The 13,960-nt window shown below is 70.1% G+C and carries 14 protein-coding genes; 5 read left to right on the forward strand and 9 right to left on the reverse strand.

The genetic code is table 11. From position 1 onward, the window contains the following. Nucleotides 1-338: 338 nt before the first annotated feature. Both ispG and BLTE_RS17265 read right to left on the reverse strand, forming a co-directional pair. Nucleotides 339-1,649: a flavodoxin-dependent (E)-4-hydroxy-3-methylbut-2-enyl-diphosphate synthase gene (gene ispG / locus BLTE_RS17260; protein WP_126401846.1), complete on the reverse strand. Its 1,311-nt coding sequence runs from the start codon at nt 1,647-1,649 to the stop codon at nt 339-341. Between the two features lie 106 nt (nt 1,650-1,755). Further along, nucleotides 1,756-2,295, reverse strand: a complete 540-nt coding sequence (locus BLTE_RS17265; RefSeq protein WP_126401847.1) for a transcriptional repressor — start codon at nt 2,293-2,295, stop codon at nt 1,756-1,758. A 172-nt stretch (nt 2,296-2,467) separates the two neighbouring features. Between BLTE_RS17265 and BLTE_RS17270 the strand changes: the two genes are divergently transcribed. Beyond that, a complete protein-coding gene (locus BLTE_RS17270) occupies nt 2,468-3,733 on the forward strand; it encodes an Hsp70 family protein (RefSeq protein WP_126401848.1) in 1,266 nt (421 codons plus the stop codon). Nucleotides 3,734-3,802: 69 nt separating this feature from the next. Here the strand turns inward: BLTE_RS17270 and leuC are convergent, their stop codons facing one another. Further along, a complete protein-coding gene (leuC, locus tag BLTE_RS17275) occupies nt 3,803-5,209 on the reverse strand; it encodes a 3-isopropylmalate dehydratase large subunit (protein WP_126401849.1) in 1,407 nt (468 codons plus the stop codon). 616 nt (nt 5,210-5,825) lie between these two features. Here leuC and BLTE_RS17280 point away from each other — a divergent pair. Continuing rightward, nucleotides 5,826-6,179: a VOC family protein gene (locus BLTE_RS17280; RefSeq protein WP_160140656.1), complete on the forward strand. Its 354-nt coding sequence runs from the start codon at nt 5,826-5,828 to the stop codon at nt 6,177-6,179. Between the two features lie 332 nt (nt 6,180-6,511). Here BLTE_RS17280 and rplS read toward each other — a convergent pair whose 3' ends face one another. The 5 genes from rplS to ffh all read right to left on the reverse strand — a co-directional run bounded on the left by rplS (nt 6,512) and on the right by ffh (nt 10,431). Then, nucleotides 6,512-6,901 carry a 50S ribosomal protein L19 gene (rplS, locus tag BLTE_RS17285; RefSeq protein ID WP_126401851.1) on the reverse strand — a complete coding sequence of 130 codons (390 nt, stop codon included), beginning with the start codon at nt 6,899-6,901 and terminating at the stop codon, nt 6,512-6,514. A gap of 117 nt (nt 6,902-7,018) precedes the next feature. Then, complete coding sequence (gene trmD, locus BLTE_RS17290; RefSeq protein WP_126401852.1) at nt 7,019-7,720, reverse strand: tRNA (guanosine(37)-N1)-methyltransferase TrmD; 702 nt, start codon at nt 7,718-7,720, stop codon at nt 7,019-7,021. Further along, entirely contained in the window at nt 7,717-8,367 is a 651-nt protein-coding gene (gene rimM / locus BLTE_RS17295) for a ribosome maturation factor RimM (RefSeq protein WP_126401853.1), read from the reverse strand. Before rimM ends, trmD begins: the two co-directional genes overlap by 4 nt. 168 nt (nt 8,368-8,535) lie before the next feature. Then, nucleotides 8,536-8,877 carry a 30S ribosomal protein S16 gene (rpsP, locus tag BLTE_RS17300; protein WP_126401854.1) on the reverse strand — a complete coding sequence of 114 codons (342 nt, stop codon included), beginning with the start codon at nt 8,875-8,877 and terminating at the stop codon, nt 8,536-8,538. Nucleotides 8,878-8,919: 42 nt separating this feature from the next. After that, complete coding sequence (gene ffh, locus BLTE_RS17305; protein ID WP_126401855.1) at nt 8,920-10,431, reverse strand: signal recognition particle protein; 1,512 nt, start codon at nt 10,429-10,431, stop codon at nt 8,920-8,922. A 660-nt stretch (nt 10,432-11,091) separates the two neighbouring features. Here ffh and BLTE_RS17310 point away from each other — a divergent pair. The 3 genes from BLTE_RS17310 (at nt 11,092) to BLTE_RS18205 (ending at nt 13,273) form a co-directional block, all read left to right on the forward strand. Beyond that, nucleotides 11,092-11,922: a transposase gene (locus BLTE_RS17310; RefSeq protein ID WP_160140657.1), complete on the forward strand. Its 831-nt coding sequence runs from the start codon at nt 11,092-11,094 to the stop codon at nt 11,920-11,922. A gap of 110 nt (nt 11,923-12,032) precedes the next feature. After that, nucleotides 12,033-12,995, forward strand: coding sequence for a tyrosine recombinase XerC (locus BLTE_RS17315; RefSeq protein WP_126401857.1), 963 nt, complete (start codon nt 12,033-12,035; stop codon nt 12,993-12,995). 119 nt (nt 12,996-13,114) lie between these two features. Continuing rightward, the gene (locus BLTE_RS18205; protein ID WP_160140658.1) at nt 13,115-13,273 is read left to right on the forward strand and encodes a hypothetical protein; all 159 of its coding nucleotides are present in this window, start codon (nt 13,115-13,117) and stop codon (nt 13,271-13,273) included. A 171-nt stretch (nt 13,274-13,444) separates the two neighbouring features. Here the strand turns inward: BLTE_RS18205 and BLTE_RS17320 are convergent, their stop codons facing one another. Further along, entirely contained in the window at nt 13,445-13,879 is a 435-nt protein-coding gene (locus BLTE_RS17320; RefSeq protein WP_244600044.1) for a GNAT family N-acetyltransferase, read from the reverse strand. Nucleotides 13,880-13,960 lie beyond the last annotated feature (81 nt).

The following is a 13,960-nucleotide window of genomic DNA, read 5'->3' on the forward strand; positions in this document are numbered from 1 at the left end:
GCACCACACCGACGCCGCGGTCAGGGCGCGGTCAACCGGCTGACGCACTGTGTTTTGCACGACGTTCTGCACGACGTTCTGCGGGCTTTCGTGCCCGGAGTCCTTTCCACCATCTTGTGCAGGACAGATCGCGACGTGCTGAAGACGTTCCTGCCGAAGACGTTCTTGTGGACGGCGTTCCTGTGGACGGCGCGCCCGGCGTGGGCGGGGCGATGTCGCGGCACCTCGCCGGGGCGCGTGCTTTACGGCCAATCCCGCCCGGCGGCCATCCCGGCGGCGGCGGATGGGAAAGCTGCGTCGAATCGCGTCCCCGTCCGCCCGCGGGTTCGGGCGCGCACTCAGAAGGTCGCGGAGCCGGTGCCGTCGCCGAACCGGCGCACGACATATTCCTCGACCATGGTCTGGAAGTCGGCGGCCATCGTCGGGCCGCGCAGGGTTGCCGCCTTCTTGCCGTCGATGAACACCGGCGCGGTCGGCGCCTCGCCGCTGCCGGGCAGCGAGATGCCGATGTCGGCGTGCTTGGATTCGCCGGGGCCGTTGACGATGCAGCCCATCACCGCCACCTGCAGCGTCTCGACGCCGGGGAACGTCTTCCGCCACTCCGGCATGCGGTCCAGGATGTAGGTCTGGATGGTCTTGGCCAGCTCCTGGAAGGTGGTGGAGGTGGTGCGCCCGCAGCCGGGGCAGGAGGCGACCAGCGGCACGAAGGTACGGAAGCCCATGGTCTGCAGGATCTCCTGCGCCACCTTGACCTCCAGCGTGCGGCTGGTACCGGGTTCCGGCGTCAGCGAGACGCGGATGGTGTCGCCGATGCCCTCCTGCAGCAGCACCGACAGCGCCGCCGCCGAGGCGACGATGCCCTTGGAGCCCATGCCGGCCTCGGTGAGGCCGAGATGCAGCGCATAGTCGGAGCGGCGGCCGAGCTCGCGATAGACCGCGATCAGGTCCTGCACCGCCGACACCTTGCCCGACAGCACGATGCGGTCGCGGCCCAGGCCGATCTCCTCGGCGCGCGCCGCCGACAGCAGCGCCGACTGCACCATCGCCTCGCGGGTGACCGCGCGCACATCGGCCGGCCGGTCGGTGCGGGCGTTGATGTCCATCAGATGGGTCAGCAGCTCCTGGTCGAGCGAGCCCCAGTTGACGCCGATCCGCACCGCCTTGCCGTATTTCGCGGCAAGCTCGACGATGGTGGCGAACTGCTTGTCCTTCTTGTCCTTGAAGCCGACATTGCCGGGGTTGATGCGGTACTTCGCCAGGGCCTCGGCGCAGGCCGGATATTCGGCCAGCAGCTTGTGGCCGACATAATGGAAGTCGCCGATCAGCGGCACGTCGACGCCCATGCGGTCGAGCCGGTCGCGGATCAGCGGCACCGCGGCGGCGGCCTCCTCGCGGTCGACGGTGATGCGCACCAGCTCCGAGCCGGTCCGCGCCAGCGCCGCCACCTGCTCGGCGGTGGCCTCGACATCGGCGGTGTCGGTGTTGGTCATCGACTGCACCACCACCGGGGCGCCGCCGCCGACCTGAACGCCGCCGACCGAGACGGCGACGGACTTGCGGCGGGGCGCCGGCCCGGCGTCGGAAACCGCCAGGCTGACCGGGATGTTGTCGAGTTGGATGTCGGCCGGGGCCGTCAGGGGCGCGTTCATCGGCACCACTCCGTTCGCTGCCGTCGAGGTAGGAGACCGCGGCCTCCCAGTCAATGCGAACGTCCCCTCAATGCCGACCCGCCGGGGGCAACATTGCCGCAGGCGCTCACGGCCGCCGGCAGGAGGCGCACAGGCCCGGCACCTCGATCACCGGCGCCCGCGCCGCGAAGTCCCGGCCGGCGGCGGCGGCCTGGATGGCGTGCTGCAGGTCGGGCGAGCTCGCCTCGGCGGTGGCGCCGCAGCGCTCGCAGATCAGGAACACCACCGGCTCGCCCGCGCCGTGGCGGTGGGTGCAGACGATGAAGGCGTTGCGGCTCTCCAGCCGGTGGACGAAGCCTTCGGCGACCAGAAAGTCGAGCGCCCGGTAGACCGAGATCGGCGCCGGCCGCACGCCGTGCCGGCCGAGCCGGTCGATGATGTCATAGGCGCCGAGCGGCACCTCGCTGGCCGCCAGCGCCTCCAGAACCCGCCGCCGCATCGGCGTCAGCCGCCGCTCGCGGCCGCTGCACGTCGCCTCGGCGTCGGCCAGCACCGCCGCCACGTCGCGCGGCTGGCAGGCGCAGGGGTGCACGCCGTGGACATGTCCGTCCCGGCGGCCGCCGGTCGGGCTCTCGATCAGGACGTGGGGGTCATCGGACACGGACATCGAAGCATCATACCGCAGGATCGGCGCGGCGCACCCTGCGGGCGCGAGGGATTGCCGGGATTCCGGCGGGGGCTGCCCTTCCTTTCCCGGCGCCGTGGTCTATAACCCGCGCCCCCGCTTCGGCTTCCAGACGGCGCCCTGCGCCGCGCCGCCGTTTTTCCCTGAAGGACCGATGAAACAATCCCCCCGCCGCGCCTGTGGCATCGATTTCGGCACCTCCAACTCCACCCTCGGCGTCGTCGAAGGCACCCCGCGGCTGGTGCCGCTGGAGGGGGCGTCCACCGACCTTCCCACCGCGGTGTTCTACGGCATCGAGCACGACACCCGCTTCCTGATCGGCCGGGCAGCGGTGGCGGCCTATGTCGAGGGCCATGGCGGGCGGCTGATGCGCTCGCTGAAATCGGTGCTCGGCACCGCGCTGATCGAGGAGACGACGCAGGTCCACCGCCGCCGCATCGCCTTCCGCGACATCGTCGCCGCCTTCGTGCGCGAGGTGAAGGCGCGAGCCGAGCACCAGCTCGGCGCCCCGCTCGGCCGCGTGGTGATGGGCCGGCCGGTGCATTTCGTCGACGACGATGCGGAGGCCGACGCCCGCGCCGAGGCGACGCTCGCCGAGGTGGCGCACCATGTCGGCTTCAAGGAGGTGTCGTTCCAGTACGAGCCGGTGGCGGCGGCGCTGGCCTATGAGCAGCAGGTCGCGCGCGAGACGCTGGCGCTGATCGCCGACCTCGGCGGCGGCACCGCCGACTTCACCCTGGTACGGCTCGGCCCGGCGCGGCGCGAGGCCGCCGACCGCGCCTCGGACCTCTTGGCCAATGACGGCGTGCGCATCGGCGGCACCGACTACGACCAGCGGCTTGCCATGGCGAGCGTGATGCCGGCCCTCGGCTTCGGCTCGCGCATGGCGCGCGGCGACATCGACGTGCCGGGCGGGCCCTATTGGGATCTCGCCACCTGGTCGCAGGTCAACCGGCTCTATGACCCGAAGGCGATTTCGCAGATCCGCTCGACCCGCCGCGACGCGGCGCAGCCGGAACTGGTCGACCGGCTGCTGCACGTCATCGAGATGCGGCGCGGCCACGGCATCCTGATGGCGGTGGAGGGGGCCAAGATCGCGCTGTCGGGCGACGAGCGCGCCGCGATCGACCTCTCCTGGCTGGAGGCGGGGCTTACCGCCGAGGCAACGCGCGAGGGCTTCGAGGAGTCCACCGCACGCCTCACCCAGCGCCTTGCCGACACCGTGCGGCGCTGCCTTCAGGCGGCGGGCGTTCAGCCGGACGATGTCGATGCGCTGTTCTTCACCGGCGGCACCTCGGCCATTCCGGCGGTGCGCGCGACCATCCGGGCTCTGGTGCCGCAGGCTGAGGTGGTGGACGGCGACCGCTTCGGCGCGGTGGGCACCGGCTTGGCGGTGGAAGCGCAGCGACGGTATGGGTGATCCGAAACGAAAACCCCGCGCCTGAGGCGCGGGGTTCTCAGTCTGAAAGCGGTGATCTGCAGGAAGCGCTCAGCGCCACTCGCGCACGTCCACGAACCGTCCGGCGATCGCTGCCGCCGCCGCCATCGCCGGCGAGACGAGGTGGGTGCGGCCCTTGAAGCCCTGGCGGCCCTCGAAATTGCGGTTCGAGGTCGAGGCGCAGCGCTGGCCCGGCTGCAGCCGGTCCGGGTTCATGGCGAGGCACATCGAGCAGCCGGGCTCACGCCACTCGAAGCCGGCGGCGGTGAAGATCTTGTCGAGCCCCTCGGCCTCGGCCTGCGCCTTCACCAGCCCCGAGCCCGGCACGATCAGCGCCCGCACGCCGGCATGCACGGTCTTGCCGGCTGCGACCTTCGCCGCCTCGCGCAGATCCTCGATGCGGCCATTGGTGCAGGAGCCGACGAACACCACGTCGACCGGGATATCGGTGATCTTCTGGCCGGGCTTGAGGCCGATATAGTCCAGCGCCCGCCATTTGGAGGCGCGCTTGTTTTCGTCGGCGATGTCGTCGGGGTTCGGCACCACGCCGGTGATCGCGACGACGTCCTCTGGCGACGTGCCCCAGGTGACGATCGGCGGCAGATTGGCGCCGTCGAGCCGGATCTCGTGGTCGAAGTGGGCGCCCTCGTCGGTGCGGAGCGTTTCCCAATAGCGCAGCGCCGCGTCCCAGTGGGCGCCCTTCGGCGCCTTGGGGCGGTCCTTGATATAGGCGAACGTCTTCTCGTCGGGTGCGATCATGCCGGCGCGGGCGCCGCCCTCGATCGACATGTTGCAGACCGTCATGCGGCCTTCCATCGACAGCGAGCGGATGGCCTCGCCGGCATATTCGATCACCGAGCCGGTGCCGCCGGCGGTGCCGATCTCGCCGATGATGGCGAGCACCACGTCCTTGGCGGTGACGCCGGGCGGCAGTTGGCCGTCCACCGTCACCCGCATGTTCTTGGCCTTCGACTGGATCAGCGTCTGGGTGGCGAGAACGTGCTCGACCTCCGAGGTGCCGATGCCGTGGGCCAGCGCGCCGAACGCGCCATGGGTCGAGGTGTGGCTGTCGCCGCAGACGATGGTGGTGCCGGGCAGCGTGAAGCCCTGCTCGGGGCCGACCACGTGGACCACGCCCTGGCGGACGTCGATCTCGTTGTAATACTCGATGCCGAAGTCGCGGGCGTTCTCGGCCAGCGTCGCCACCTGCAGCGCGCTCTCGGCATCGTCGATGCCCTTGGAGCGGTCGGAGGTCGGCACGTTGTGGTCGACCACGGCGAGCGTCTTCTTCGGGGCGCGCACCTTGCGGCCGGCGGTGCGCAGACCCTCGAACGCCTGCGGGCTCGTCACCTCGTGGACGAGGTGGCGGTCGATATAGAGCAGGCACGTTCCGTCGGGCTGAACCTCGACCAGATGGTCGTCCCAGATCTTGTCGTAGAGCGTGCGCGGCTTGGTCATCGGATCGCGAACTCGTGAACGGGCGCGTGGCGCCGGATGTTGGGGAGTGGCGCGGGGTACCATGCGCGTTTCGCCGGTGCAACGCCGGGGCGATCAACAGCGTGCGACAGAGCGCCTGGAGCGTCCGCCGATCTGATTGGATCAAGCGGACGCTCTTGGTTTTTGGCTTATCGCATTCTCTTTCGCAAAACCGGTATCCACTTTTGCGGAGAATGCTCCAGGGCGCATTGCGGATGAGCCGGGCCGGCACGCCGGACCGGCCGTGGCGAACCGCCCGGTCCGCATGCGGGATTTTACGGAAAAGGGGTGCGAACTTCCGGCGCGGCGGGGCGGATTTCGCACAACTCGCCGGGTGCCATCAATCGGCCGGCCTTTTGCCGGCGTTTGGCCCGGTTCCGCCGCTATGCCTTGGCCGAAGCGGATCGGCCGCAGCCCGGCGGAATAGGCAATCCTCCGAGCTATGTTTGAGCCACCCCCCTGACGAAATGTGAGGGCGTGGCCTCGCAGCCCCAAGGCGGCCGAGGGGGCGAGGCGTCGAGGGTCACGCATGCTCGCAGTCGGGCGGGATTATCCGCCGGTTGCCCCCCATTTGACCGTACGGAGCGCATCGGCAGCGATGGCGTTCTACCGCGCGGCGTTCGATGCCGTGGAGCGGCGTTGTCTCGCCGGCCGCGACGGCATCGTCGTGCATGCCGAGATCATGATCAATCGCGGTCTCATCGTGCTGTCGGACGCGCGCGCCGCCTGCAGCGCCACCGCCGCGCCGACGCCCGAATGCGCCACCCCGGTGTCGCTGCGGCTGATGCTGTCCGGCCCGGCGCAGGTCGATGCGTGGTATGCGCGCGCGGTCTCCAACGGCGCCGCCCCCGACATGGCGCCGACCAGCGCCTATTGGGGCCTGCGCTTCGCCGCGGTGCGCGATCCGTTCGGCCATCGCTGGATCCTGCAGGCGCGCACCGAGGCCGAGTGATACGGTGCTTGGGCTCTCACCCGGAACCCGCGATCCGCGTTTTCAAGGCTCCCAAACGCTTTCAGGCCCTAATTTCGGCGGCTCTCGGTTTTGCCCCGCCGTCGTCTGGCCGGGCCTTGTCCTGGCCATCCACGTCTTTGTTTTAAAAGACGTTTTAAGTCGTGGATGCCCGTGCAGGCAAATTCATGCAGCCTGCGCAAGATTGGCTGCAAGCACGGGCATGACGAGTCATGCTTTGCGGCCCTTGGCATAAAACGCACATGGCCGGGACGAGGCCCGGCCATGGAGAAGACAGTGTGGCGGCTGAGACCGCCGCCACCTTGATCAGGACATCACTTGCCGGTCTTGCCGGTCTTCCCGGCGGTGTCGGTGCGCTCGGCGATGCGGGCCGACTTGCCGCGGCGATCGCGCAGGTAATAGAGCTTGGCGCGGCGGACCTTGCCGCGGCGGACCAGCTTGATCGAGTCGATCAGCGGCGAATAGAGCGGGAACACGCGTTCGACGCCCTCGCCATAGGAAATCTTGCGGACGGTGAAGCTCTGGTTCAGGCCGCCGCCATTGCGGGCGATGCACACGCCCTCATAGGCCTGCACGCGCGAGCGGTCGCCTTCGACCACCTTCACATTGACGATGACCGTGTCACCGGGCTGGAATTCGGGAATGTCCTTGCCGGCGGTGAGCTTGGCGATCTGTTCCTGGTCGATCTGGTCGATGATGTTCATGGCGGCAACTCCATTGCGCGACCGGGAATCCGTCGTGGGATTCCCAAGGGATCGCGAGCGCTTTGGCACGCTGTTTTCAGTTGGGATGGCGGCTCATACACGAAGCCGCGGCGGCTGTCATGCCTTTCCGCGCCGGTAAATCTCGTAGAGGTCGGGCCGGCGGTCCTTGGTCAGCCGCTCGGCCTCGGCGCGGCGCCACGCCGCCACCTTGCCGTGGTCGCCGGAGGTGAGAATGTCGGGGATGGGGCGGTCCTCGAAGAGTTGCGGGCGGGTGTATTGCGGATATTCGAGCAGGCCCGAGGCGAAGCTCTCCTCGGTGCCGGACTCGGCATTGCCCATCACGCCGGGGATCAGCCGCACGCAGGCATCAAGAAGTGCCATCGCCGCGATCTCGCCGCCCGACAGCACATAGTCGCCGATCGACACCTCTTCCAGCGCGCGCGCCTCGATCAGGCGCTGATCGACGCCTTCGAAACGGCCGCACACCACCAGCACGCCGGGTCCGGCGGCGAACTCGCGCACCCTCTCCTGCGTCAGCGGCAGGCCGCGCGGCGACATCAGAAGGCGCGGCCGTGGGTCGCCCTCGGGCGAGACGGCATCGATTGCCCGCGCCAGCACGTCGGCGCGCATCACCATGCCCGGGCCGCCGCCGGCCGGCGTGTCGTCCACCGAGCGGTGGCGGTCGAGGGCGAAGCCGCGGATGTCGGTGGCACCGAGCGCCCAGCGCCCCTCAGCGAGCGCGCGCCCGGCCAGCGACAGGCCGAGCGGGCCGGGAAACGCCTCGGGAAACAGCGTGAGGATGTCGGCGCGCCAGCTCATCCCCCGCCTCCCGTCTCGGCTGCCCGTCTCTTGGTTGCCAGTCTCTTGGTTGCCAGTCTCTTGGCGGCCCGCCCGGCGCCTTCCTTGGCAGGCTTGGGCGGCGGCACCAGGTCGCGTGAGGCCAGCGTGAGGTAGCCGGCCGCAAGATCCACCGCCGGCACCATGGCCTGGGTGAACGGCACCATCACCGTGGCCCCGCCCCAGGCCGGCGCGATGTCGAGAATGTCGCCGGCACCGAAATTCAGCACCGCCACCACCTTGCCCAGCGTGTCGCCTTCCGGCGCGCGAACGGCGAGGCCGATCAGGTCGGCATGATAGAACGTCTCCGCCTCGTCGAGGGCGGGCAGGCGGTCGCGCGGGATGTAGAGGTCGGTGTTGCGCAGCGCCTCGGCGTCCTCGCGGGAGGCGATCTCGGCAAAGCGCGCGACGAAGCCCTCGCCGTGGCTGCGCAGCGCGTTCAGCGTGAAGGCGCGGGCGCCGGCCTCGTCGGTGAACGGCCCGAGCGAGGGGAGGGCGTCGGGGTCCTCGGTGAAGACGAGCAGGCGCGCCTCGCCGCGCACGCCATAGGCGCCGGAAATGCGGGCGACGCAGACGCGCCGCGCCGCGCCGGTCTCCTCATCGGGGCCGGGCGGAGGTGCGGCGGTCATCGGGGCGGCTCCAGGTCAAACGAACAGCCCGGTCACCTCGTCATCCCGGGCGAGGCGGGATGCGGAGCATCCGGCCGAGACCCGGGATCGTCTGGTGAAGGCGTGCCTATCCTGCCAACGGCCCCGGGTCTCGCGGCCTTGGCCGCTCGCCCGGGACGACCGGCAGTCTCACTCGCCGGCGGCGGCAGCCGCGGCGGCGGCGCGCTCCTGCGCCTTCTTCTTCGGCTTGGCCTTCTCGGGGTTCGAGCGGGCCTTGCGGGTGAGGAGGCCCGCGGCGTCGAAGAAGCGGGCGACGCGGTCGGTCGGTTGGGCGCCCTTGGCGAGCCAGGACTTCACCGCCTCGACGTCGAACTGCACGCGGGTGGAGTCGTCCTTGCCGCGCAGCGGGTCATAGGTGCCGAGCTTCTCCAGGAAGCGGCCGTCGCGCGGGGCGCGCTCGTCGGCGAGCACGATCGCGTAGTGCGGGCGCTTCTTGGTGCCGCGGCGGGCAAGGCGGATCTTGAGAGACATTGAGAGGTCCTTTCCAGTCTTTGTTTCGTCAGGTCTCGGAAATCACTTCTTCTTCGGGCCGAACGGCAGGCCGGGCAGGCGCCCCGGCAGGCCCGGCGGCAGGGCCTTGCCGAAATCGGCGGGCAGGTCGGGCATCTTGTCGGCGATCGCCGCCGGCCCGCGGCGCTTGTAGTCCTCGATCATCTCGGGCGTCGGCTGGGGCATGCCGCCGCCGAAGCCGAGCGCCCGGCCGATGCCGGCCAGCGGGCCGCGCTTGGCGCCGCCCATGGCCTTCATCATGTCGGCCATGCCGCGATGCAGCTTCAGCAGGCGGTTGATCTCCTCGACCTTGGTGCCGGAGCCGGCGGCGATGCGCCGCTTGCGGCTGGCCTTCAAGAGGTCGGGGTTGCGGCGCTCGGCCGGCGTCATCGAATCGATGATGGCGCGCTGGCGGCGGAAGGTGGCGTCGTTCATGCCGGAGGCGGCGATCTGGTCCTTCATCTTGGCGATGCCGGGCAGCATGCCGAGCACGCCGCCGACGCCGCCGATCTTCTCCATCTGCAGAAGCTGCTCGCGCAGGTCGGCGAGGTCGAAGGCGCCCTTCTGCAGGCGGGCGGCCATCTTGGCCGCCTTCTCGGCGTCGATGGCCTGCGCCGCCTTCTCGACGAGGGCGACGATGTCGCCCTTGCCGAAAATGCGGCCGGCGATGCGGGTGGGGTCGAAATCCTCCAGCGCATCGACCTTCTCGCCGGTGCCGAGCAGCTTGATCGGCTTGCCGGTGACGTGGCGCATGGACAGTGCCGCGCCGCCGCGGCCGTCGCCGTCGATGCGGGTCAGCACGATGCCGGTGATGCCCACCCGCTCCTCGAAGGCGCGGGCGGTGTTCACCGCGTCCTGGCCGGTGAGGCTGTCGGCGACCAGCAGCACTTCGTGCGGGGACACCTGCTTCTTGACCTCGGCGACCTCGGCCATCAGCGCTTCGTCGACCGTGGTGCGGCCGGCGGTATCCAGCATCACCACGTCGTAGCCGCCGAGGCGGGCGGCCTCCATGGCGCGCTTGGCGATCTGGACCGGCTGCTGGCCGGCGACGATCGGCAAGGTGGTGACGCCGACCTGCTCGCCCAGCACCGCGAGCTGCTCCATCGCCGCCGGGCGGCGGGTGTCGAGCGAGGCCATCAGCACCTTGCTCTTGTTGCGCTCGGTGAGGCGGCGGGCGATCTTGGCAGTGGTGGTGGTCTTGCCCGAGCCCTGCAGGCCGACCATCAGGATGGCCACCGGCGCCGCCGCGTCGAGGTCGATGGCCTGGGCGTCGGAGCCCAGCGTCTTGACCAGCTCGTCATGGACGATCTTGATCAGCATCTGGCCCGGCGTCACCGAGCGCAGCACCTCGGCGCCGACGGCGCGGCTCTTCACGCGGTCGGTGAAGCTCCTCACCACGTCGAGGGCGACGTCGGCTTCCAGCAGGGCGCGGCGCACCTCGCGCATCGCCTCGTTGACGTCGTTCTCGGTGAGCGCGCCGCGCTTGGTCAGCTTTTCGAGAATGCCGCCGAGGCGGTCCGTCAGCGTCTCGAACATCGTCACCTCCGCCGCGATGCGGCCGCTTCAAATCCCAATGGCGTAGCGCCGAGCGCACCCGAGGGCGCATCGCGCTGTCGGGTGTTGACCTCCGGGCTCTGGATCGAGATCGCTGGCCCGGTCGGCGGCTCATACGAACGCCGTCTGGAAAGACCGGCTAGCTAAGCGCGGGGAGGCGGGGTGTCAAGTTTCGCGCCGCTTGCCATTGCCCGTCGCCCGGGGGGATGAGCCGCGCAAGCCGGGGCAACGAAGCCGCTCCGTCGTCATCCCGGGCAAGCAGCGAAGCTGCGCGACCCGGGATCGTTGCCAGGAAAAGGCGCCTCGTTCTGCGCACGATCCCGGGTTGGAACGGCGAACTGTGCTTTGATGGGTGCACCGGCTCGGGGTGGCCACCCCGAGCCGGTGCGGGCGGCACGCCGTATCCCGGGTGAGCCTTCGAGGCCGTCGCGAGCAGAAGCGGCCGTCCGTCCCAAGCCAACCCGAACAGTTGCACGGGGCTTTTGACCCCGCTTCCAAGCCTGGGATGCTTGTCATGCTGCCACACCCGACGCCGTTTGCCACCCACCTTGTGGGCATCGATGTCTCCAAGGACTGGCTCGAATCGCCTTCGACGACACCAAGGTCGAGCGCGTCGATAACACCCCCGCGGCTCTCCAGCGCTTGGCCAGGCGCCTGGTGAAGGCCGGGCTCACCACCGCCGGCCTGGAGCCAACCGGCGGCTATGAACGCCTGGCGGTCGCGGTGCTGCGCGAGGCCGGCCTCACCGTGCTGCAGGTCGACAGCTGGCGCTGCCGCCAGTTCGCCAAGGCCTGCGGCCAGCGCGCCAAGAGCGATCCGCTCGACGCCCGCATCATCCGCGCCTTCATGCTGCATCACCCCTGCCGGCCGTTCCCGGAGCCCTCGCAAGCGCAGAGCGACCTGACCGCCTGGGTGCGCGAAATCACCCGCGCCGAGGCCGACATCCGCCGCCTGGAGAACCGCAAGGCCCACCCCACCCTGGCGGCCATCACCGCCCGGCTCGATGCCGAAATCGCCGCCCTGCGCGAGACCGTCGCCGCGGCCGAACAGGCCATCGAGGCGTTGATCGCCGCCGATCCGGCGATGGACGCCAAGGCCAAGATCATCACCTCGGTGCCGGGGATCGCCAACAAGACGGCCCGCGTCCTGCTCGCAGAAGCTCCCGAACTCGGCCGGTTCACCCCCCGCCAAGCCGGTGCCATCGGCGGCTGCGCACCCTATCGCAACGACAGCGGCAAAGCGCGGCGGCCGGCCCATATCGAGGCCGGACGCCGCGCGCTCAAGCGCGCCTGCTATCTCGCCGCCTTCGCCGCCATCCACTGGAACCCGTGGGCCAAACAGCTCTACGCCGACCTCAAAGCCCGCGGAAAACCCGCCAAGGTCGCCCTCATCGCCATCGCTCGAAAGCTCCTGACCATCCTCAACGCCATGATTCGAGACAACAAACCCTGGCGAGACCCCAAAACCGCATGACAGTTGCTCGCTGCGCTCGCCCGGGATGACGCAGCAGGCTGGAGTGGCCGCGATAACGCGCGGAGCCAGGGTTAAGAGAGTCCTAAGCGCACGCCGTCACACTGCCACCCATGCCCGACGCCCCCGACACTCTCGCCCTCCTCCCCGCCGCGCCCTCGGTGATCGCCGAGGTCAGGCGCTGGGTCGGCTATCTGGCGCACGAGCGGCGGTGCTCGCCCAAGACGGTCGAGGCCTACAGCCGCGACGTCCGTCAGTTCCTCACCTTTCTTGCCGCGCACCTCGGTGCGCCGCCGACCCTGCCCGATCTCGCCGCGCTGGCGCCGCGCGACGTGCGGGCGTTCCTGGCCGAGCGCCGCGCGGCCGGGCTCGACCAGCGCTCGCTCGGGCGGGTGCTGGCCGGGGTGCGCTCGTTCGGCCGGTTTCTGGAGCGCAACGGGCTGGGCAAGGTCGGCGCGCTCCAGGCGGTGTCGACGCCCAAGGCCAGGCCCCGCCTGCCCCGGCCGCTTCCCGTTGCCGACGCCAAGGCGGTGGCCGACGCGGACACCCGCGCCTTTGAGGCGCGCGAGACCTGGGTGCTGGTGCGCGACGCCGCGGTGCTGGCGCTGTGCTATGGCTGCGGCCTGCGCATTTCCGAGGCGCTGTCGCTGACGCGGCGCGAGGCGCCGCTGCCGGGGGCCGCGCTGCGCATCACCGGCAAGGGCGGCAAGACCCGCATGGTGCCGGTGCTGCCCAAGGTGGCCGAGGCGATCCAGGACTATCTCAAGCTTTGCCCGCACCCGCTCGATCCCGAGGGGCCGCTGTTCGTCGGCGTCAAGGGCGGGCCGTTGTCGCCGCGCATCGTCCAGCTCGCCATGGCGAGCTTGCGCGGCGCGCTCGGCCTGCCGGAGACCGCGACGCCGCACGCGCTGCGCCATTCCTTCGCCACGCACCTGCTGGCCAAGGGCGGCGACCTGCGCGCGATCCAGGATCTGCTCGGCCACGCCTCGCTGTCGACCACCCAGGTCTATACCGCCGTCGACACCACCGCGCTGATGGCGGCCTACCGCGCCGCCCACCCCAGGGCGCAGCGTTGAGCCGGCAGCGCTGAGACGACGCGTCGCAGCACCTCACAGATTTGCGAGTTGTCTTAGCGTGAAGGACAGGGGAAGCTTGGTCAAGGATCGGAACGATCCGGCGAATCAGGGAAGACCCGATGACCAAGACGCTTGCTATTGTTGCGGCACTGGTAGTGGCCGCCCCGTTTGCTGCCTCCGCGTGTCCGGGGGCAAAGAACACTTCTGCGTCGAACGGCGACTATACGCCGATCAAGACGGCGCAGGCGCCGGGTGCTCCGTCCGCCGAGACGAAGTGATCCGGTTTCCGCTCGATCCCCCGCGATCGAAGGAAACGATCGGACACGCGGCGCCGTGACCGCAGACGGCGCCGCATCCCCCCGCAGGTGTCCCCCGCCCTGAACGCCCGGATCCCCCGTCCGGGCGTTCTCGCGTCTGGCGCCACGTGTCCCAACACCCCCTCGGGCGAGTCACGGCCAGATGTACCACCAGGTCGGACGGCCCGAGGCCGGGTTGACGTCGGCGCGTAGCCGCCGGAACCCGTGCTTCTCGTAGAAGCGCACGGCGCGCGGGTTCTCCTGATTGACGTCGAGCAGGATCCGGCCGGCGCGCGCCTTGGCGGAGTCGATCAGCCGGTCAGCGACGTCGCCGCCCCAGCGGTCCGGGTGGACGGCAATCTGGTCGAGATGGCCCTCGGTTTCCTGAACAGCCGTGAAGCCGACCACCCGCCCGCCGGGCTCGACCGCGCAGGTGATGGCGTAGCCCTTCGTCTGCAGCTCGGCCAAGTGGCTGCGCAGCCATGGCCGGCGGTCCTCGAAATCGATCTCGGGCAGGGTGGTCTGCCAGCTCGCCACCCACAGCGCCTCGATGCCGGCGAGGTCGCCGGACTCGAACGGACGCAGCAAGACGGGCTCCGAAGGACTCATCGCGCGGACGGCTCCCGAGAACGCGATTTCATACGAAATCCGGCTTGGTCGGCCGGAAAC

The sequence above is a fragment of the Blastochloris tepida genome, assembly GCF_003966715.1.
In the GTDB taxonomy this organism is placed as follows: Bacteria; Pseudomonadota; Alphaproteobacteria; order Rhizobiales; family Xanthobacteraceae; genus Blastochloris; species Blastochloris tepida.